This window comes from Phenylobacterium sp. (assembly GCF_036677185.1).
GTDB lineage: Bacteria > Pseudomonadota > Alphaproteobacteria > Caulobacterales > Caulobacteraceae > Phenylobacterium.
This window is the reverse complement of the sequence record NZ_JAKFEN010000027.1, coordinates 13523-31418: the sequence shown is the minus strand read 5'-3', so window position 1 is coordinate 31418 and position 17896 is coordinate 13523. Positions and strand designations below refer to the sequence as shown.

General features: G+C 65.0%; 16 protein-coding genes. 11 read left to right on the top strand and 5 right to left on the bottom strand.

Annotated features, from left to right (window positions below; all coding sequences use genetic code 11):
* Positions 1-394: 394 nt before the first annotated feature.
* Entirely contained in the window at positions 395-1597 is a 1203-nt protein-coding gene (locus V6M51_RS16350; RefSeq protein ID WP_332768867.1) for a hypothetical protein, read from the top strand.
* A 17-nt stretch (positions 1598-1614) separates the two neighbouring features.
* Here V6M51_RS16350 and V6M51_RS16345 read toward each other — a convergent pair whose 3' ends face one another.
* Positions 1615-1773, bottom strand: a complete 159-nt coding sequence (locus tag V6M51_RS16345; protein ID WP_332768866.1) for a hypothetical protein — start codon at positions 1771-1773, stop codon at positions 1615-1617.
* Positions 1774-1910: 137 nt separating this feature from the next.
* Here V6M51_RS16345 and V6M51_RS16340 point away from each other — a divergent pair, with 137 nt between their 5' ends.
* Entirely contained in the window at positions 1911-2300 is a 390-nt protein-coding gene (locus V6M51_RS16340; protein WP_332768864.1) for a response regulator, read from the top strand.
* A gap of 411 nt (positions 2301-2711) precedes the next feature.
* On the opposite strand, the gene V6M51_RS16335 is transcribed toward V6M51_RS16340, so the two are convergent.
* Complete coding sequence (locus tag V6M51_RS16335; protein ID WP_332768862.1) at positions 2712-3485, bottom strand: hypothetical protein; 774 nt, start codon at positions 3483-3485, stop codon at positions 2712-2714.
* Positions 3486-3704: 219 nt separating this feature from the next.
* On the opposite strand from V6M51_RS16335, the gene V6M51_RS16330 reads away from it, so the two are divergent.
* The 4 genes from V6M51_RS16330 (at position 3705) to V6M51_RS16315 (ending at position 9462) form a co-directional block, all read left to right on the top strand.
* A complete protein-coding gene (locus tag V6M51_RS16330) occupies positions 3705-4529 on the top strand; it encodes an ABC transporter permease (protein WP_332768860.1) in 825 nt (274 codons plus the stop codon).
* Complete coding sequence (locus V6M51_RS16325; RefSeq protein WP_332768858.1) at positions 4519-5712, top strand: ABC transporter ATP-binding protein; 1194 nt, start codon at positions 4519-4521, stop codon at positions 5710-5712. Before V6M51_RS16330 ends, V6M51_RS16325 begins: the two co-directional genes overlap by 11 nt.
* A gap of 69 nt (positions 5713-5781) precedes the next feature.
* Positions 5782-6618 (top strand): TylF/MycF/NovP-related O-methyltransferase, encoded by an 837-nt coding sequence (locus V6M51_RS16320; RefSeq protein WP_332768856.1) that lies wholly within the window; start codon positions 5782-5784, stop codon positions 6616-6618.
* 345 nt (positions 6619-6963) lie between these two features.
* The gene (locus tag V6M51_RS16315; protein ID WP_332769061.1) at positions 6964-9462 is read left to right on the top strand and encodes a glycosyltransferase; all 2499 of its coding nucleotides are present in this window, start codon (positions 6964-6966) and stop codon (positions 9460-9462) included.
* Here V6M51_RS16315 and V6M51_RS16310 read toward each other — a convergent pair.
* From V6M51_RS16310 to V6M51_RS16300, 3 genes are read right to left on the bottom strand one after another with little or no spacing between them, the layout of a single operon-like run.
* Entirely contained in the window at positions 9459-10025 is a 567-nt protein-coding gene (locus V6M51_RS16310) for an acyltransferase (RefSeq protein ID WP_332768854.1), read from the bottom strand. The genes V6M51_RS16315 and V6M51_RS16310 overlap by 4 nt on opposite strands.
* 3 nt (positions 10026-10028) lie before the next feature.
* Entirely contained in the window at positions 10029-11147 is a 1119-nt protein-coding gene (locus tag V6M51_RS16305; RefSeq protein ID WP_332768852.1) for a hypothetical protein, read from the bottom strand.
* A 12-nt stretch (positions 11148-11159) separates the two neighbouring features.
* Entirely contained in the window at positions 11160-12584 is a 1425-nt protein-coding gene (locus V6M51_RS16300) for an MBOAT family O-acyltransferase (protein WP_332768850.1), read from the bottom strand.
* A gap of 189 nt (positions 12585-12773) precedes the next feature.
* Here V6M51_RS16300 and V6M51_RS16295 point away from each other — a divergent pair, with 189 nt between their 5' ends.
* From V6M51_RS16295 to V6M51_RS16275, 5 genes are read left to right on the top strand one after another with little or no spacing between them, the layout of a single operon-like run.
* Positions 12774-13619 (top strand): class I SAM-dependent methyltransferase, encoded by an 846-nt coding sequence (locus V6M51_RS16295; RefSeq protein WP_332768848.1) that lies wholly within the window; start codon positions 12774-12776, stop codon positions 13617-13619.
* A 50-nt stretch (positions 13620-13669) separates the two neighbouring features.
* A complete protein-coding gene (locus tag V6M51_RS16290; RefSeq protein ID WP_332768847.1) occupies positions 13670-14266 on the top strand; it encodes a hypothetical protein in 597 nt (198 codons plus the stop codon).
* A gap of 48 nt (positions 14267-14314) precedes the next feature.
* Positions 14315-15688 (top strand): glycosyltransferase family 2 protein, encoded by a 1374-nt coding sequence (locus tag V6M51_RS16285; RefSeq protein ID WP_332768845.1) that lies wholly within the window; start codon positions 14315-14317, stop codon positions 15686-15688.
* Between the two features lie 33 nt (positions 15689-15721).
* A complete protein-coding gene (locus tag V6M51_RS16280; RefSeq protein ID WP_332768843.1) occupies positions 15722-16660 on the top strand; it encodes a glycosyltransferase in 939 nt (312 codons plus the stop codon).
* Positions 16661-16665: 5 nt separating this feature from the next.
* Positions 16666-17748 carry an SDR family NAD(P)-dependent oxidoreductase gene (locus V6M51_RS16275; RefSeq protein ID WP_332768841.1) on the top strand — a complete coding sequence of 361 codons (1083 nt, stop codon included), beginning with the start codon at positions 16666-16668 and terminating at the stop codon, positions 17746-17748.
* Positions 17749-17896: the final 148 nt, after the last annotated feature.

The window sequence follows — 17896 nt, the reverse complement described above, 5'->3', positions numbered from 1 at the left end:
GCCTATCCCTATAGCCCCGCCGGGGAGCATGTTCGCGCAATCGACAAAACCGATTGGATCAAGATCGATCACGCGACCTGCGACGCCTGCTTCGATACGCGGGACCATCGACCGAAGAAGGCTCCGTAGGCCACGCCTTGCGGGATGACGATCTCTGCACAACAGGTCCCGCCCCAGTTGGGGGAGCGCGCCGACGCAAGCTCGAGGCAACCGTCAGGCTTGGGTGCTGGTCAGCTCGTCGCGCTCCAAGGACGCCGGAGCGCCGACGGTCCGGTTTCCTATATCCTCACCGTAGCGCCGCCCGCCACGGTCAATGCAGGTTGGCCGTACCCATAAAGCTTATGGCAAGCCTATCCCTATATCAGTCTCCTACCAATGCGTCGGAGTACGCCACATGCAGGCGCCCAAGGCTGGCGGCGGCGTGCGCAGCCTGAAAGGTATCGTCGCGACGGCCGGCGCCGCGCGGGTGTTGAACCTGCACGCGCTGGCCGCCGAGGCCTTAGACGATCCAGACTACAGCCAGCGACCGCTGTTCATCCATCCGGTGCTGAACCGGTCGATCATCATGAAATACAATGTACCTTCGGGGGAGGAGGACAACCTCGCGCCGCGGCGCTTCAACTCGACCAAGATCGTCTTTCCCTTCGACCAGGACGATCTGGACCTTGGTGGTCAGGGGCTGTTTGTCGACCAGGTCGATTTCCCCAACGTGCTCGCCCGAGTCTTGGACTACACCGACCTGCCGCTCGGGCGGGACGTGAGGGTGCTGCGGACCTTGGACAGGCTGCCGACGCTCGACCCGTTCCTGGTCCGCGAGACCCTGAACCAGCTGCGGATCGACGTCGGCCGATGCTATTCCCGGCTCAACAGCGCCGACCAGGCCGAAATGCTCGCCTTTGTGGCCGGCGAGGTCGAGGCCCTGATCCGGCAGTGCTTCGGCGAAGCGAAGTCGAACGACCGGCGCACGCGGCGGCTATCGCAGCTGTTGTTGGCCGAGCAGGACAATGCGGAACTCCAGCCGCTGCGCGACATCTTCAGGATGGATGCGTCCGAGTTCGCCGAGGCGATGTTCTCCTGGAAGGGCTTCCTCTACTACCGCTGGCGGAGCCGAACGTTGGCGCCGATGCTCAGGTCCACCTTGAGGTCGCTCTTGGCGATCCGGGCCGGGCGCTATGGGCGGACTGAGTCGGCGTTCGTCGTCAGCGCCAGCGAACAAGTGCAACAGACCGTCACCGCCGCATGGCGCGAGGTCGGACAGCGGCTGAGACTGTATGATCAGGCGTTTGCGTCCCTGACCGACCAGGAACACCCGGACGGTTTCCGGTCCTTCCTGGTGCGCGGCTCGGGCCTGTTCATGGAGATCGGCGCCCGAATCGGACAGATGGAGCAGGTGGTCAGCTTTTGGAACTATTGTTTCAGCGCCGAGCGACTCGCGGGGCTGTCGCCGGAAGAGGTCCTCGATGGCCTGCGCGACCTGCTGCAGGCGTTGTCGATCGGGACAGGCCTTGGCGCTCATGGCGGGGTTGAACAGCTCCGCGGCGCGATTGAGACGCTTCCGGCGCGTCCAGCCCGGCCAGCACGGGCCGCGCAGGATTGATATGAGCATGGGATAATTCAACCGGCGTTGAAGAGGTACAGGAACTCCCTGTCGGCGAAATGGCCAACCGTTGCGGTGATCACCGGCTCCTGACCTTGGCGTAGCGGAATCTCCGGCGAGGTCTCCGAGCGCATGAGCTCGTCGGGCGTCACCAGCTCGTGTCGCGAGAGGTGCATTGGGATCCGCGCCTCACGACGGGCGCGCTCGTTCGCCCGGTCGGCACGCCGGACACAACTGACGGGAGAATGCCGTGGGCAATGGCGGGTATCCGACACAAAACCCTGCGCTCGGGTGGGTGCAGCGGGGGTGGGAAATGTCGCAGGTCGGTGGTGCGGTGTCCGAGTTTCGGGTGCATGTCGTGGATGCCGACCATGTGACGCGCATTCTGTTGATTGAAATCCTTGGCGATCGAGGATTCGACGTGCTGTGCCTCTCCAGTGTGGCGGCCTATGAAGCCTTGGATCACGAGGCTCCGACGCTCGGCGCTCTCATCGTCGACAGCGACGGCGGCGGAATCACCGGTTTCGAAGTCGCCCGCTATGCGAGGCGACTGAACCCGGCAGTCCCGGTGATCTTCCTCTCCAACGCTCATCATGACTCGGTCGAGAAGTTCGGCGTCCCCGGCGCAGCCCACGTGGCCAAGCCATTCGACCCCGATCTGCTCATCATGATCCTGCGGGAGTTGGCGGCGGACCGGCGATAACGTCTGTCCGAACAATCACGCTCATACGACGTAGGCAGCGTAGGCAGGTAAGTCCGTAAATGTACGGGTACTGTCGTCGGCGTATCGTCGTCAAAATCCGCAACTTGATTCCTTCCGAGATACGACGTCTAGGAGCCTGATCGCCCGACTGATGGCATCAACGACTTTGTCTCTTCGGAGAGGTCCGTGGCGTTCTCGATCTTTCAGAATTCGAGCGGCACCTGATCGGCGCGGCCAGGCGTCTCACACGGCCGGCTAGTCGCCCTGCCGGTCAAGGGACTTTGCCACGATGCGCGCCAGCACATCCCGACGTGCCTTCGCCTATTGCGTCACATCCGCAGTGCCAGAGCCGTCCACCTAGCTGGTCGTGATACTTGGTGCAGGGCTTGTCGACTGGCGCCGGGTCCGAGCTCACGGTCCAACGTCAGTCGACAAGGCGGCCGAGGCCTGCGCTTTCGATCCATGACGCACCGGCTCGCCGACTTCGGCATAGCCCAGGTAGGAAGCTACCCCCAGCGCATGAGCTTGCCATAGGTCCATCGTTCGCGGCTCGAACTCCGTCTCCCAGCGGCGTATCAGGCCGCGGTTGAAGGTCTTGCCAGCCTGGTCCCCAAAGGTTGCGGCCGCCGCTGCGACAAAGGCCTCGCAATCGACATCGATGTGTCTGAGGCCTGGGGGCGAAATACCGGCGAGGACCGCCTCGACGATCTCTTCGAACCTTATGACGATCCCGCCGTGCCTTCGCCATTCCAGCCATCCCATGACGAGATCGCGGATCGGCGGCGTTTTGTAGTCCGGCAAATCGAAGCCGCAGATCACGCCCTGCAATAGGTCGTGACGCGAAAGTCTGATGAGGGCGGGCTCGCTACGATGAACGTGGGATGGTCGGCCCGAGGCCAGGAAATCAACCATCGACAGGCACACGTCCCTCGGGTCCCGCACCATGACGATCACCTGATAGCCCTGGCGCTGCACGGCCTCCAACACGTCGGCCTGTCGCTCGCGAAGGTGGCCGTAAAGGTAAAGGTCAGCGGGCGTGTCCACGTTGAAGACGCTGACATCGACGACTTCGCTTAAGCCCGCCTTGCGGACCGCCCTGGTGGTGAAACCCAGTTGCGCGAAGATGCCGGCGAGGAGGTGAGTGCCGGACTTGGGTAGGGATGTGCCTAGGAGGCGTCGGGGCATCGCGGATCAGCTTGCTGACATCAATGGGCTAAGATTGTCGTACGGCCGGGCAAGTCAATGCGCCGCAGGACTCTCCGGGAGAGTCCTGGCTTCCTGCGGACAGCGCAGGTCTCGGCCTTTGCCTCGCCGCCATTGCGCCGCTGGCGGTCTGCCGCTATCGCAGCGATGTCGGTGTCTTCCTCAGGTCCTTCGCCAAATGCAATCTCCTGGAGCACGGCCGTGACGGAGGCCGCCAGCGAAGGGCGAACCGTATCGTTCCTCCGCGCCCTGGGCCAGGCGGCGCCGCTGGCCCACGTCCTGGCGGTGCGCGAACTCAGGCAGCGGTACGCCCGATCTTACCTCGGCGCCTTCTGGATGGTCGCCACGCCGGTCCTTATGTTGCTGCTGTACTGGATGGTGTTCGGTCAGGGCTTCGGCGTCAGTTGGACCGGGCCGGCCGAGCGCCCGGTCGGCTATGTCGCACCGTTCTTCGCCGGCCTCATCGTCTATCTCTTGGCTGCGGACGTGATTCCCTCGTCCTTGAATCTGTTCATAGCGCAGAGGACGCTCGTTCAAAGGAGCGCCATCTCCCTGGAGGCTATCTGGCTGTCCAACCTGCTTAGGGCGGCGTACTATTTTGGCGTCTCGTTCGCCTTGCTGACGGTGATCTGCCTCGCCCTCGGCTTCGCGCGGCCCTACGGTCTGCTCCTGGGGGTGGTCGCCGGCCTGGGCGCGCTCTGGTTCGCCGCGGCGGTTTCCTTGATCCTGGCCAGCATCGGACCCTTCTTCGGCGACGCGGCCAATATTGTTCAGATCCTGCTGCGCGCCCTGTTCTACGCCGCGCCGATCGCCTATCCGCTGACCCTCGCCCCCGAAATCGTCCGGCCCTTCCTGTGGCTCAACCCGCTTACGCCGTTCGTCGTGGCGATGCGGGAGGCCATGGTGTTCAACTCGGGGGCGCACCTGCCCGAGCTCGGAATCGCGGTGGCTTGCGCCGCGGTGCTGTCTGGTATGGGCGCCTGGCTGCTTCGAGCCGCCGCACGCGCCATTCCCGATGTCGTCTGACGTCCTTCTGCGGGCCGAAGGCGTCGGGAAGCGCTATGCGCGACCGTCGCAACCGTGGGACGCCCTGGTTCGCGGCGTATTGGGGCGACCCGAACCCCTGGGCGAATGGGCGCTGCGCGACATCAGCCTCGCCGTAAGCCGCGGGGAGTCGGTGGGGGTGCTCGGCCGAAACGGCGCCGGCAAGTCGACCCTGCTGGGTTGCCTGTCGGGGGCGTACAGGCCGACGGCGGGCAGAGTGCATGTCAACGGAACCGTCGCGGCGGTCCTGCAATTGAGCGGGACCTTCCGCAGCGATCTGAGCGCGCGCGAGAACCTGAGCGTCTACTTCGCCGCGTCCGGCCTCTGGGGCCGCCAAGCCAGGGCCGCGCTCGATGAGGCCGAGGCGTTCGCCGAGATCGGGAAATATTTCGACATGCCGGTGTTCAGCTATTCGTCCGGCATGCTGGCGCGCGCCGCCTTCGCGGGCGCGATCAGCCTTCATTCCGATCTCATGATCATCGACGAGGTGCTGTCGGTCGGTGACCTGGCCTTTCGACGCAAGTCCGCGCAGGCCTTCCAGCGACTCCGCGAGCAGGGCCGATCATTCCTCCTGGTGAGCCAAAATCCAGCCAGCCTCTTGCGGTCCTGTGGCCGTGGCATGGTGCTCGACAAGGGGCGCCTCGCCTATGACGGCGATATGATCGGCGCGGCGGAAGCCTATGCGCAAATTCGGGCGCAATGGGAGGCCGGACGACGTCATGGCGCCATGGCGCTCGGGCCCGCGCGGACACCGTCGGCCGACGGGCTTCATATAGAGCAGGTCGATCACGGCACGGTGGGGACCGGCGCCGCCGGGGCGATGGAGATCGCGGTGACCGTCGCCGGCGGCCGCGCCGCTGATCGCATCGAGGCCGTCCTGAACGTCAGCCACGCCCGGGGCGTGCTGGTGACCCGCGTCCACGCCGTCGGCGAGATGCGATCCGACGGGCGCGCCGAGCTGGTCTTTCGGCTGGCGAACCGCCTCGTCGACGGGGCCTACAGCGCTGAGCTTCTGATCGCCTCCGGCCATGCCTCGGCGCGCGTTTCGGGCGGGATTCGAATAGACGTGGCGACCGGAAGCTCCGCGAAGGGTATGATCGACCTCGGCCTTGACGTCCAACCACTGATTGAAGACACAGATCGTAGAAGGTCGCCGCCGCGATGACTGCACGCCTTGCGCCTCGCGAACAGAGCCCGGCCAATACCGAATTCGAGTAAGCGCTTGGAGAGTAACTTGTCCGACATACCTGAACTCAGCGAGCCCCTCGAAGACGCGCCTGTCCTGGAGGATCCGCCGCCGCCCAGGGCTCAGCCGGACAGGCACCAGGCGACACGCCCGACGGGAAAGTCGAGCGTCGTCGCCCAGGCCACGCGCCCAAGACTGACCGCCAGCACCGAGATCCCGGCTGGATTGCCCTACGATCCCGAATTCGCCGAACGCGTGCCCCTGCTGCAGACCTTCAGGCACGCCATGGCGAATGCGATGGCGTTCCATCGCGACGTGTTCGAGGCCGAGGGGGTCTGGCACGTCGCCGAAGCCGGCGTCTACCGGGGCCGCTCCCTCCGCGCCTTGGTTCAGACTGCTGCGGCCCTAAAGGCGAAGGTCAAATTTCTTGGCCTCGACAGCTTCGAAGGCTTCCCCCGCCTCGGCGAACAGGATCTCGAGCAGGCGACCCCGAACGCCAAATACGTCCGCGAGCACCTGTTTTCAGACACCACTGAGCGCGAGGTCCTCGCCTACCTGTCGGACGCCGACGCGAACAATAACGTTACGCTCATCAAGGGGTTCTTCAAGGATACCCTGGCCTCGCTGAATGATCAACGATACGTCTTTGTAAATATAGACTGCGATCTATACGACGGGCACATAGAGACCTTGGAATATTTCTATCCAAGGATGCTGCAGGGTGGGATCATATTTCTGGATGACTATTTCTCCAAAGAATATCCCATGGCGAAGTCCGCCGTCGACGCGTTTATGATCGACAAGCCAGAACTGGTGTTCTCGTTGCGCTATGGCGAGGCGCCTCATGCTCTACGCAAGGGGTTCATTGTCAAGGCGACCGGCTAGGCCCGCCGCCCGGCGCCGGTGGAGGATCGACGCGAGACGTCCCAGCGGGCCGGAAGAACCCCCCTCATGGTCGCGGTCGCCAGGAAACTTGTCGCCGTCCGCCCAGGTTGTGCAGGAGGAGGGTCGCCACAGGGCGATCGGTCTTGACGGCAAACCCGGGATTGCGGACACAGGTTCGATCGGGGAGTTGACGAGCTCGCCTAGAGCTAAGGACGAGTAATGTCGTGGGCGAGCTGGGCGGGATGATCCGAATAGCAGCCGACCGCGGCCGCTAACAAGGTGCCCGACGACTGCTTAACGTGTCGGGTCGGCCGCGTATTACAACGAAAAGGGTGGCCAGTGGTCATGCGAATCGGGTGGTGTATCCCGAAACTCCGGCTCGATATCGCCAGCGTACGGCATCGCGTCATCTATCCGGCCCTGGCCCTGGGTCGGCTGGGCCACGTCAACGAGATGTTTGAATCGGCCGACGAGGCCATGGAGTCGCTTGGGCGGCTCGACGCCTTGGTCATTGTAAAACGCCTGGATGCAGGCATGGTAAGCCTGTTGGCCGCAGCCGACGATGCGGCGGTGCCCGTCGTCCTCGACCTCTGCGACGATATCCTGGAACTGGACTACCGGCCTCGGCTCAAGACGCTCCACAGGTCCGTCTTCGCCGCAATGGAGCCCCGCCTCGCCGCCATTACGACAACCGGGCCCTATCTTGCGCGCAGGTTGCAGGCCTATGGGACGAGCGGGCATGCCCCCTTCGTGATCCCGGACTGCGCGGAGAGCCGCAAGATCTACGCCGCAGCTCAGACATTCGTGCGGAAGCAAGACGCCCGACGTCGGGAGGCCGAGGGGGCGGAGGCGACAGGCTCCGCCGGAGCGAACATGGCCCCGGCCGCGCCGGGCGCGGGATCCCTGCTGCGCCGGGCCGTACGCGCCATCGGACGACCGGTCCATAGCGCCAAGGTCGCGCACGCCATCTGGCGGGAATACCGCTACGCGGCGGAATCGGCGAAGAAGGTCAGCCGCGCCCGCGCGGCCAGCTCAAGCGCAGACCCGTCCGGGGTCAAGGGCCCGACGGTAGTGTGGTTCGGCAATCACGGCGGACCCCATAGCGATTTTGGAATGCTGACCCTGCTCTCGATCGCCGCCGAGCTCCGCAGAGCTTACCAGGAGCACCCGTACACCCTGGTGGTCGTCAGCAACAGCGAACGCAAGTACAAGGCGTTTCTTCGCCATTTGGGCGTACCGACCCAGTACGTGGAATGGACGCAGGAGCGGACCTACGACCTCCTGGACAGCGCCAGCGCTTTTGTCATGCCGGCCGGCGACGATCCGTTTTCCAGATCAAAGTCCGCGAATCGAGCCCTCATGGCGCTCTCCTGCGGCGTGCCCGTGGTCGCCGAGGCCATCGAGTCGCTTGATGACTTCAAGGATTGCGTCGAAGTCGGCGAACTTGGCGCAGGTCTGGCGCGCTATCTGAAGGACCCTGCCGCTCGGCGCGCTCACGTGTTGAAAGCCCGAGGGGTGATCGCCAGAAAGTATTCGATCGAGGCGCTAGGCGCGCAGTGGGAACAGCTGCTGGGCGATGTCTGCGCCGATGCGGGCCCGTCGCGGGAACTCCTGGCTTCCGATTCCCGCCGTATCCTGTTCCTCATTGACCTGGTGCAGGACCTGGACTTGATTCTGCCGCTGATTGATGAGGCCCGCAGGGCCGGCGTCTACGCCGCCGTCACGGTGAGCGAGCGCGCCGCTCGGACCTCTCCGCGGGTGGTCGAAGCCCTGATCGAACGGCGCATCTCGCCGACGATGATCACCGGAAGGGATGTCCCAAACCTCGACGCCCGTTGGCTGCGGGGCGCCGAGGCCCTCATCACCGCCTCCGAGACGAGCGCTGGGCCCCAGAAGATCGCACGGGGCCTCACCGAACTGGCGAATGCGGCAGGCGTCCGCACCTACACCCTGCAGCACGGCTTGGAGAACCTCGGCCTGACCTATCGCGATCCGGCCTATCCGGACCTCACCATCGCCTCCCAGTCCATCTTCACCTGGGGTCCACCCGACCGGCTGCCTGAATGGGTCGCGCCGGAAATCCTTGTACGGACGGTGGGCGTCGGCCGGGTGCAGTCGCGGCGAACGCCTCACCGCGCGCAGCTCCCCAGCCTCTTCGACGGGCGGCCGGTGATCGGCGTCTTCGAGAACCTCCACTGGGATCGATATTCCAACGGGTTTCGGCAGCGGTTTCTCGCCGACCTGGCCGCAGCGGCACGAGCGCGCCCATCCATGGTGTTCCTCGTCCGGCCGCACCCGGCCGGACAGTGGCTCGCGAAGAATCCCGCCGCCCTGCCGGATCGCCCCGAAAACCTGCTTATGGCGGAGCCTTGGGATCCTCAGTGGGAGCCTTGGCACGCACCGGCGCTCGCCCCGCATCTTGCCGGCGTCATTACGACGCCTTCAACGGTCGCGCTCGATGCGGCCGAGGCCAATAGGCCCGTCGCGGTCGCGGGCTACGACGTCGCCGAGCTCAGCGCCTACGAGCCGTTGCCGATCCTCGAAAAGCTGACGGATTGGCTCGCCTTCTGCGACGACTGCGCCAAGTCTGCGCCCGACCTATCGGCGGGCGAGATATTCACGAGGCGGGTTTGCCTTGAAGGGGACGCGGCCCATCGCATCGTCCTGGAGGTGCTCCACGCCGGCCGTCCCGAGTTGCGGGCGGTGGCCGATGATCTGGCGGGCGGGACGGGTGAACTGGCGGTCGCGCGACCGGCCGCCGTAGCCCACAGGGTCGAGGCCGATGCGGCGATGATCCAGCCGGAGCCTCGCTCGGTGACGTCTTCGCCCCCGTTTGGGGCCTAGCCGGCTTCTGGGGAGGTCTTCGAGCGCTCTCCGATGACCACGGCCGGGACGCCGCCGACGATCTGTCGCGGCGCCACGCTGGCCGTCACCACGGCCCCCGCGGCGATGACAGCGCCCGCCCCGATGGTGACGCCGTCTAGGATCCGGGCCCCGGCGCCGATCCATACATCGTCCTCGATCCGAATCCCTTGCATCGTAAGGCCCTGTCTCGTGATCGGAACATCCGGGTCGTCGAACACATGGTTCGCCGGAATGATCACCACATGGGTCGCGATCCGCACATAGTCGCCGATCTCGAGGCCGCCGTGGCCGTAGAGCACGCTGAAGGGATTTATCGTGCAGTCGCGGCCGATGCTGATGTTTCCGCCATGGGTAAGCAGCATGGCGAAGGGGAACAGGACGGTCCGCGGGCCGAGGGTCACCTGGCCGCCCCGTGAACAGTCGATGGTCGCGTGGCGTCGGACCTGAGCCGCTGATCCGAGCAGCAGGCGCTCCTTGCCGACGATCTCGGCGGTGGGGTGGATCTTGGGCGGTCGCATCACGCGCCCGCCCGTCTCGGCCAAGGTCTAGGCTCCACGACAGACCGCGCCGCGATAGAGTTCGGAGCCGTTGGCCAGGGACTGGGCCACGATCGCCGAGAATTTGCGGGCGCCCTGCGCGCTCGTGTGGCGGTGATCCTCGAAGTCGGCTTTTGGATCAAAGCCGTCGAGAGGCCCCGTGTCGACATAGCCGATCCCCTGGCGCTGCGCCCAGTCGGACAACAGCTTGGCGTTGTTGTTGTAGAATGGCCGCCGCCCGGTGTCGTTGATCATGATCGGGTTTGTCGGCGCCGAGACGAATATCGGCACGACGCCACGTACGCGGAAATAGGCCGCCAGGCGGTCGAGAATGCCGCCGACCTGCATATAGCCGTTCCACAAGTCCATGGGCGGAGGCGTCCCCCAGTCCGGTCTGATCTGCGTTTTCCAACGGTTGACGGTGAATCCGTAATTGCCGCCGGTCATGTCGCCGGCCTGGTAGAAGCCGCGGTCGGTCACCTTGGCCATGCGCCTGTCAGCCTCCTCGCGCCGGCCGGCCGATTGGTCGAGGAGTAGGGTGCGCAGGACCGCGCGATGCCGATAGGCGGCGCTGACGCGGCCGAGGGCGGTGTCGACCGGGCGCCGCCAGGCCTGGTCCGCCGTGTCGTCCTTGCATAGATCTCCCATGCCGTGGTCCGCCCCGAAGGCGGAGCCGAACACGCTTCGCTGGAGGTCTCCCACCATGGTTTTGCAATCGAATCCCGTCTGCCGGGTGCGCGGAAGACTCTCCTGAGGTTCGATCATGTTCACGACGATCAGCGCGACCTTGAGCTCGGGCATGACGTCGCGGATTTCCAGGTGGTTGAGCAACAGCTCATAGTGGCCGGTGGAAAACCCCTCGATGCCAAGGTTGAAGACCTTGGCATCGCAGCCGAGCGTCCGCGTGGATCGCTCGATGACGGCCGGGTCGAGCCCATAGAGCGCCTCGGAGCTGCCAAAGATCGCGACATTGACGCCCGGCGTCTCGGCCAGGCGCTTCCAGGACACGTCGAATTTCTCGCTCTGCGTATAGCTGGCGAAATCGAAGAGGTGGGTGCGCGCGAACCACTCCAGCGTCACGGACGGCGCGAGGATGATGAGGATCGCCAGCGCCCAGTGCATACGCATCTCCGGGTTCCCTCAGAACTGGAAGTAGATGAACGGGATCGGCTCGGGAGCCTGAAGCACCACCGCCAACACGCAAAGCCAAAAGGTCGCCGCCAGGGCCCACGGGATGGCGAGCTGCCGATTAAGTCCGGCGGTGATAAGGCGATGGACCGGAACCATCAGCACGGCGAACGCCAGGATGAGCGCGATCGTGCGGCGTGGGACCTGATCCCATCCGGTGAGCGGCGTGCTCGCCGCATCGAGGATCTGAAACGCCTCGCTGACCGAGGATGCCCGAAAGAACACCCAGGCGACGAAGACCACGCCCATCGTCGCCAGCCAGCCGGCGGGCCGCGCGAACCAGCCCTGGACGACGGGCGGAAGGCCGGACGCGGGAAGGACCTTGCCCAGCGCCCAGGTCACACCGCGCTCAAACACCAGATAGGCACCATGGATCAGGCCCCAGATGATGAAGGTGTTCGCCGCCCCATGCCACAGGCCGCCGAGGGCCATGGTGATGAAGAGATTGAGGTTGGTGCGGAACCGACCCTCCCTGGAGCCGCCGAGCGGGATATACAGATAGTCCCGCAGCCAGAACGACAGCGTCATGTGCCAGCGGCGCCAGAAATCCCGCAGGCTGGTGGCCAGATAGGGCAGGTTGAAGTTTATGGGCAGATAGACGCCGAACATCATCGCCATGCCCAGCGCCATGGTTGAATAGCCCCAGAAATCGGCCAGGATCTGGATTCCGAAGCTGATCGTCGCCGAGACGGCCTGCCCCCCCGTCGCCTCCCCCGCAGTGCGGAAGACGCCGCCCACGAAGGGGGCGAGATTGTCGGCGAACCCGGCCTTCAGGAACAGACCGGCGGCGAGCACCGCGCCGCCGCAGAAGAACCCCCTGGCGTCGAAGCGCGCCCGCGCGGCCAATTGCGGGATGAGCTGATTGGGGCGGCAGATCGGTCCGGCGATCAGGTGGGGGAAGAAGCAGATGAACAACAGCACCATGAGCGGGTTGCGCTCGGCCGGCGCGCGTTTCATCCGCACGTCGACGACATAGGCGATGAGCTGGAAGGTGAAGAAGGAGATGCCGAGCGGCAGGGCGATGGCCATCGCGTCCGGCTGAATCTGGATTCCAAGCCTGCGGAAGACCGGTTCGGCAAGACTCGCGAAATAACCCGTGTACTTGAAATAGGCGAGCACCGCGATGATGAAGCTTACAAATCCCGCGGTGGCCAGATTCGCCCGCCTGTCATCCGCTCGCTCTATGTAGAGCGCGGCCGGATAGGCTGCGGCGCAAAGAACGAACAGTATGATCAGGTAGGGCGGGTACCAGAACGCATAGAAGACGAGGCTTGCGACAAGTAAGGTTCCAAAACGGACCCGCTGGTCGCCGACAGACCAATAGAGCGCAAGCGCCGTCCCGAGCAGCACCAAGAACTCGGGCGAATTGAAGAGCATAGGCGCACCCCCTCCCCGACGCCTAAGCGCCGCGAACTCATGAATGACCTGTTCCGAAGGTCGCGGCGCTCATCCTCGCGGTGCGCGTTTGAGCGCCGTCGAGTGGCTGAAATTTCGCTTGAATTCAAGCCTGCGTTCCGCTGTACCTTGCCCACAACGCAGGCGCGCGGGAGAGGTCTGAGGCATACGGTGACAATCGCGATCGAGCAGGGGGAGGCCTCGCCCAGAACACGACTCCAAGAGGGCCTCAGAGCGCTTCAGCCGCGCATTGTCTGGTGTCATCACTTCGACCTCGGCCATGGCGTCGAGACCGTCACCATCGACCACAAGATGTACTACGAGAAGGCGCTCGGCCTGAAGAAGATCGGCCGTCAGATCATCGAGTCCGTGCCGTTCATCACCTCCAAGCGCGACATCGGCGAACTCTCCGTTCTCGATCTGGCGTGCGGCGAGGGCGCCCACGCCGTGGCCGCAGCCCAGGCCGGGGCGCGGCGAGTCCTGGGGATAGAGGGCCGAAAGCTCTATGTCGATCGCTGCCAGTTCGTGAAGGAATGCCTGTCCCTCGACACGGCCGAATTCCGGCAGGGCGACGTTCGCACGGTCGATGTCGCCGAGGTGGGCCAGTTTGACCTTGTCCTGTTCCTCGGAATACTGCATCACCTGGCGGCCGAGGACTTCGATCCCATGCTGCGGCGGCTCTACGACCTTACGGCCGACACCTGCGTCATCTATACGCACACCTCGGAGACCGGCTGCGAGGTAAAGTTCGGAGATCGGCTGAGCGAGGAGATCGAGACGGCAACCAACCGGCGGGGGCGCTTATATATAGAGCATCCCGAGGGCATTTCGGACGCCCAGAAGGAGCGGCGCGTTCGCAACTCCCTGAACAACGACTTCGGCTTCTGGGCGCGCGAGCGAAGCCTGGTGGACGGGCTGAGGGACGCCGGCTTCAGCTACGTCGCCCGGCAAATCCATCCCAATCCGTTTGGCGATCCGGCGGGCGCGTTCCGCGTCCTCTATGTGTGCAGACGCTAAGATCGACGGCTCCGCAACGCCTCATGGCAACTCCAATCATGAAGAGACCAATGAAAAGCTCCAGATACGCGTTCGTCACCGCATTGGCCCTGGTGATGGGGACGCTCGCTGGCTGCGGGGATAAGGCCGACAAGGGGCAGGGCGCGACGGCTCCGGCTCCCCCGAAGTCCGTGGTGATATTCCAAGCCGGTTTGGTCGGAAACGATTTTCAGCCCGTGAATCCGCCGGCCAACACCGTGGACATCGTCACCGACCCGAGCGGCTCGGTGGTGGCGAACCTGATCCGGTCGACGGTGGCCCAGACGTCGCCGGAAGGCGACACCAACACGGCCATCGTGCGGATGACGCCGGAAGATATGCCGGCGATTTCCGGCAAGACCGCCACCGTCGTCGTCACGGCGCGCAGCGCCGCCGAAAACGGTTCGCCCAGCATGAGGATGGCCTATTCCCGCGCGGGCGTCGCCTCAAGCGGCTGGCAGGAGGTGGCGCTGAAGCCTGAGTTCGCCGACTATAGCTTCACCTACGACGTCCCCGCCGAACCATCGACCACCGCGCCGCGCGACTTCATCGCCGTGTGGGGCGATCCCGAAGGCAAGGGGCGCGGCGTCGAGGTCAGCCGGGTTCGTATCGCCTACTATGCTCAGTGAGAGGTCGGGGATGACGTCCCTGACTCCGCAGTCTTCGGTCCGCCGCCTATGAACATCATCGAGGTCCAACTCCCGGGTGGCGAGCCTGTCGTCGTCGAATGGAACCCGAAATATCCCTTGACGGCGAAGTGGGACCGGCGCCTGCGGGAGGCCGCCGGAAAGGACGAGGCCGCCGTCGCCTTCACCTGGGACGACGCTTTCCTGCGCCGAACGCGCGGCTTGCGGCTGGATCCCTTTCGTTTGGCTTGGCCGCGGCCTCATCCTCTCCTGTTGGCGCAGGTGGATTGCCGAGGGCGATGCGCCATCGCGAAAAGCGTGCTGCAGGGACTCCATCAGGAGGGGAGGATCGCCAGCGCGACCGATACGGCGGGCGCGCTGCGGATCTTGGCCGACAGGATGCCCGATCGCATTCGCCAAGTTCCCGAAATCCTCCGCCTGACCTGGGCCGAGGGATCGCCGGCCTATCGCCGCACGGGCGCGGCTCCGACGCCTTCAAGGACGGCGACCAGGATCAGTGTCGTGATCAACTATCGTGATCGCCCCGACCTGATGCAGGAGTGCATTCGCGGCCTCATGCGACAGGCCCTGCGGTCCGAACTCGAGGTTCTTCTGATCGACAACCAGTCGACCGCCGAAAGCGTCGCGGCCGTCCGCGCGGCCTGCAAGTCGTTGAAGGGCCGCGCAAGCGTGCGTCATTTCACCTACGCGGAGCCCTTCAACAAGAGCGCTCAGGACAATCTCGGCGCGCGCGAAGCGTCGGGCGAGGTGATCGTCTTCCTCAACAATGATGCCGAGATGCTGGACGTCGGCTGCCTGCAGACAATCAGCGATTGGGCGCTCGAGCCGGACGCCCTGGCCGCCGGTCCCCGCGTTCTGGGCGACGGCGACCGCCTTGTCTCCAACGGTGTCTTCATCCGGCGCGCGGTTGGGGGCGCAACGCCGCTCATTCGCGAAAATGAGGCCAAACCGCTGCAGGAGACGATACGGCTGAGCGCCGGCGTCAGCTTCTGCTGCGCGGCCGTCGCCAAGGCGACCTTCGAGCGGATCGGGCCGTTCGACGAGCAGGTCTTCAAGTCGCAGTATAACGACGCGGACTTCTGGCTGCGTGGGCTGCGGCTTGGATTCAGCAATATCTATGTCGGGTCGGTTTCCTGTCGGCATGAACCGGGCCAGAGCGAGGCCCGCACCAAGGAGAAGACGGCGGCCCTCCTGGTGCGCTTCTGCGAGCGGCATGTCGACCTCGCCGACTATGCGGACATCGACCTGGACGTGGTGAAGCTCAAGGCCATTCCCGAATTTGCCGAGCGCGGCCCGCGCTGGCTCATGCAGGGCGCGCGCCTTTGGCGCAAGGGCCGCGCCAGGCTCGTGGACGCCCGGCGGCTGGGCGTCAGCTTGGTTCGGGGTGTCGCGCCCTCGACCTAGGTCGGGGACGTCTTTGGCGGGGAGAATTCGGTTATGGGCGGAAGCGACGAGACGGTTCGCATCTATGTGGGCACCGACCGCTCGCAACGGATCGGACTGCGGGTTCTGGAGTATTCGATACGGCGCTTCACCGATCTCGATGTGGAGGTCCGATCCCTCGAGGAGGTCCAGGCTCGGGTCCCCCGCGATCCGCGCAACCGACAAAGGACCGGTTTTTCCTTTTCGCGCTTCGCCATTCCGAAGCTTGCCGGCTACTCGGGCCGCGCGATCTATATGGACGCCGACATGCAGGTGTTCCGGGACATCCGCGAGCTTTGGACGCTGCCGGCGAACGGGGCCCACATCGTATGTCAGGAGGAGCTGCCGACCCATGTGGCCCGCAGCGCCAAGTTGGCGGCTCCACAGACGCGCACGAAGCAGTGTTCGGTCATGCTGCTGGACTGCGGGGCTCTCGACTGGGACCTGGACGCCGTCGTGCGCGGCTTGGACGGCGAATACGACTACGCCCAACTCATGCAGCAACTTTGCATCGTTCCCGAAGACCGGATCAGCTACAGCCTTCCGCTGCGCTGGAACAGCCTCGAGCACTACGACAAGACGACCTGCCTCATCCACTATACCGACATGCCAACCCAGCCCTGGGTCTGTGTGGACAACCCCAATGGACATCTCTGGACGAGCGAGGTTCGCCGGATGCTGTCGGACGGAACCCTGTCTTACGAAGAGTTGGAGGAGGAGGTGGGCCTCGGTTTTATGCGTCCTTCCTTCCTGGTGGAGCTTCGTCGAGTCGACGACTCGACGACGAGCCTCTTCAAGCGGGAGCTGGCGGAGGTGGACAGGCAGGCGGGGTTCGTGAAGCACGCGGAACTGATGCGCAGGCGCCAGCTCTTCAAGGAGGAGATTCGGGCCTTCGAGCGGCAGCTAGCGCAGTCTCCGCTTGATCGGATGCTTGGCCGCCGGGCCGTGCGCTAACGCCGATGGCCCGGGTTCTCATCACCGGCGGCGCGGGCTTCATCGGTAGCCGCTTGGTGCAGACCCTTGTGTCGGCGGGCGATGAGGTCGTGGTCTATGACAGCCTGCTCGACCAAGTGCATGGACCCGCGCCGACGCTGGCGCCTGCATTGGCCGATTGCCGATTCATTCAGGGCGACATCCGGGACCGCAGCAGGCTTGAGGACACAATCCGGCAGTTCGATCCCGACACGGTCTTCCACTTGGCCTCGGAGACCGGCACAGGGCAGTCGCATGAGCTGCCGATGCGGTATTGCGAGGTGAATGTGAACGGGACTGCCCTGCTGGTGGAGGGCCTCCGGGCGCTTTCGACGCGCCCGCGGCGGGTGGTCCTCGCCGGTTCACGCGCCGTCTATGGCGAAGGGGCATATCGCTCGACAACCGGCGCGCTGGTGACGCCCGATCCCCGGCGGGCGGAGGACATGGCGCGCGGCCAGTTCGCGCCGCTGGACGCTGCGGGCCTACCGCTGACCCCGATGGCGACGGACGAGCGGCTGCCGCCGACCCCCGTCTCGATCTATGCCTCGACCAAGCTGATGCAAGAGTACGTTTTGCGGCAGGGCCTCGTGGACTCGCCGACGACCGTCTGCGTCTTACGCCTTCAAAACGTCTATGGGCCCGGCCAAAGCCTGCGCAACCCCTATACCGGCGTGTTGTCGATCTTCGCGCGGCAGGTTCTCGATGGGCGCACCTTGCAGATCTATGAGGACGGAGACATCGCGCGCGATTTCGTCTTTGTCGACGACGTGGTTCGCGCCCTGGTTCGCGCCGGCGTTGCGGAAGTTGCGGGCGATCTTCCCATCAACATCGGCAGCGGAAAGACGGCATTCATGCCCCGCGTCGCGTCGATCCTGCTCCAGGCTCTTGGCCGCCCTGCGGACGACTATGTGATCACGGGGCAGTTCCGGGCCGGCGACATCCGGCACGCCGTGGCCGACATCAGGCTGGCCGACGACGTGCTGGGATGGCGGCCGGAGGTTTCGCTCGATGACGGGATGAGGGCCTTGGCGGACTGGGCGCGGCGAGAACGGGAAGCGGGGCGGATTTGACGCCGGAGCCCGTGCGCCCTTGCAACGACCTCCCGCTCGTGCGCGCAACGGGCGTCACGAAGACCTTCGCCAATCCGCGCGCCAAATGGGCGCGGTTGGTCGCGGCAGTTCGCGGTCGGCGGAGCGCCGAGCCCTGGATGACTGCGCT

What these genes read in the sequence shown, in the direction of transcription:
- V6M51_RS16350 (WP_332768867.1), top strand. Translation starts at nt 395, where the DNA reads ATGCAGGCGCCCAAGGCTGGCGGCGGCGTGCGCAGCCTGAAAGGTATC.
- V6M51_RS16345 (WP_332768866.1), bottom strand. Translation starts at nt 1,773, where the DNA reads ATGCACCTCTCGCGACACGAGCTGGTGACGCCCGACGAGCTCATGCGC.
- V6M51_RS16340 (WP_332768864.1), top strand. Translation starts at nt 1,911, where the DNA reads ATGTCGCAGGTCGGTGGTGCGGTGTCCGAGTTTCGGGTGCATGTCGTG.
- V6M51_RS16335 (WP_332768862.1), bottom strand. Translation starts at nt 3,485, where the DNA reads ATGCCCCGACGCCTCCTAGGCACATCCCTACCCAAGTCCGGCACTCAC.
- V6M51_RS16325 (WP_332768858.1), top strand. Translation starts at nt 4,519, where the DNA reads ATGTCGTCTGACGTCCTTCTGCGGGCCGAAGGCGTCGGGAAGCGCTAT.
- V6M51_RS16315 (WP_332769061.1), top strand. Translation starts at nt 6,964, where the DNA reads ATGCGAATCGGGTGGTGTATCCCGAAACTCCGGCTCGATATCGCCAGC.
- V6M51_RS16305 (WP_332768852.1), bottom strand. Translation starts at nt 11,147, where the DNA reads ATGCGTATGCACTGGGCGCTGGCGATCCTCATCATCCTCGCGCCGTCC.
- V6M51_RS16300 (WP_332768850.1), bottom strand. Translation starts at nt 12,584, where the DNA reads ATGCTCTTCAATTCGCCCGAGTTCTTGGTGCTGCTCGGGACGGCGCTT.
- V6M51_RS16290 (WP_332768847.1), top strand. Translation starts at nt 13,670, where the DNA reads ATGAAAAGCTCCAGATACGCGTTCGTCACCGCATTGGCCCTGGTGATG.
- V6M51_RS16285 (WP_332768845.1), top strand. Translation starts at nt 14,315, where the DNA reads ATGAACATCATCGAGGTCCAACTCCCGGGTGGCGAGCCTGTCGTCGTC.
- V6M51_RS16280 (WP_332768843.1), top strand. Translation starts at nt 15,722, where the DNA reads ATGGGCGGAAGCGACGAGACGGTTCGCATCTATGTGGGCACCGACCGC.
- V6M51_RS16275 (WP_332768841.1), top strand. Translation starts at nt 16,666, where the DNA reads ATGGCCCGGGTTCTCATCACCGGCGGCGCGGGCTTCATCGGTAGCCGC.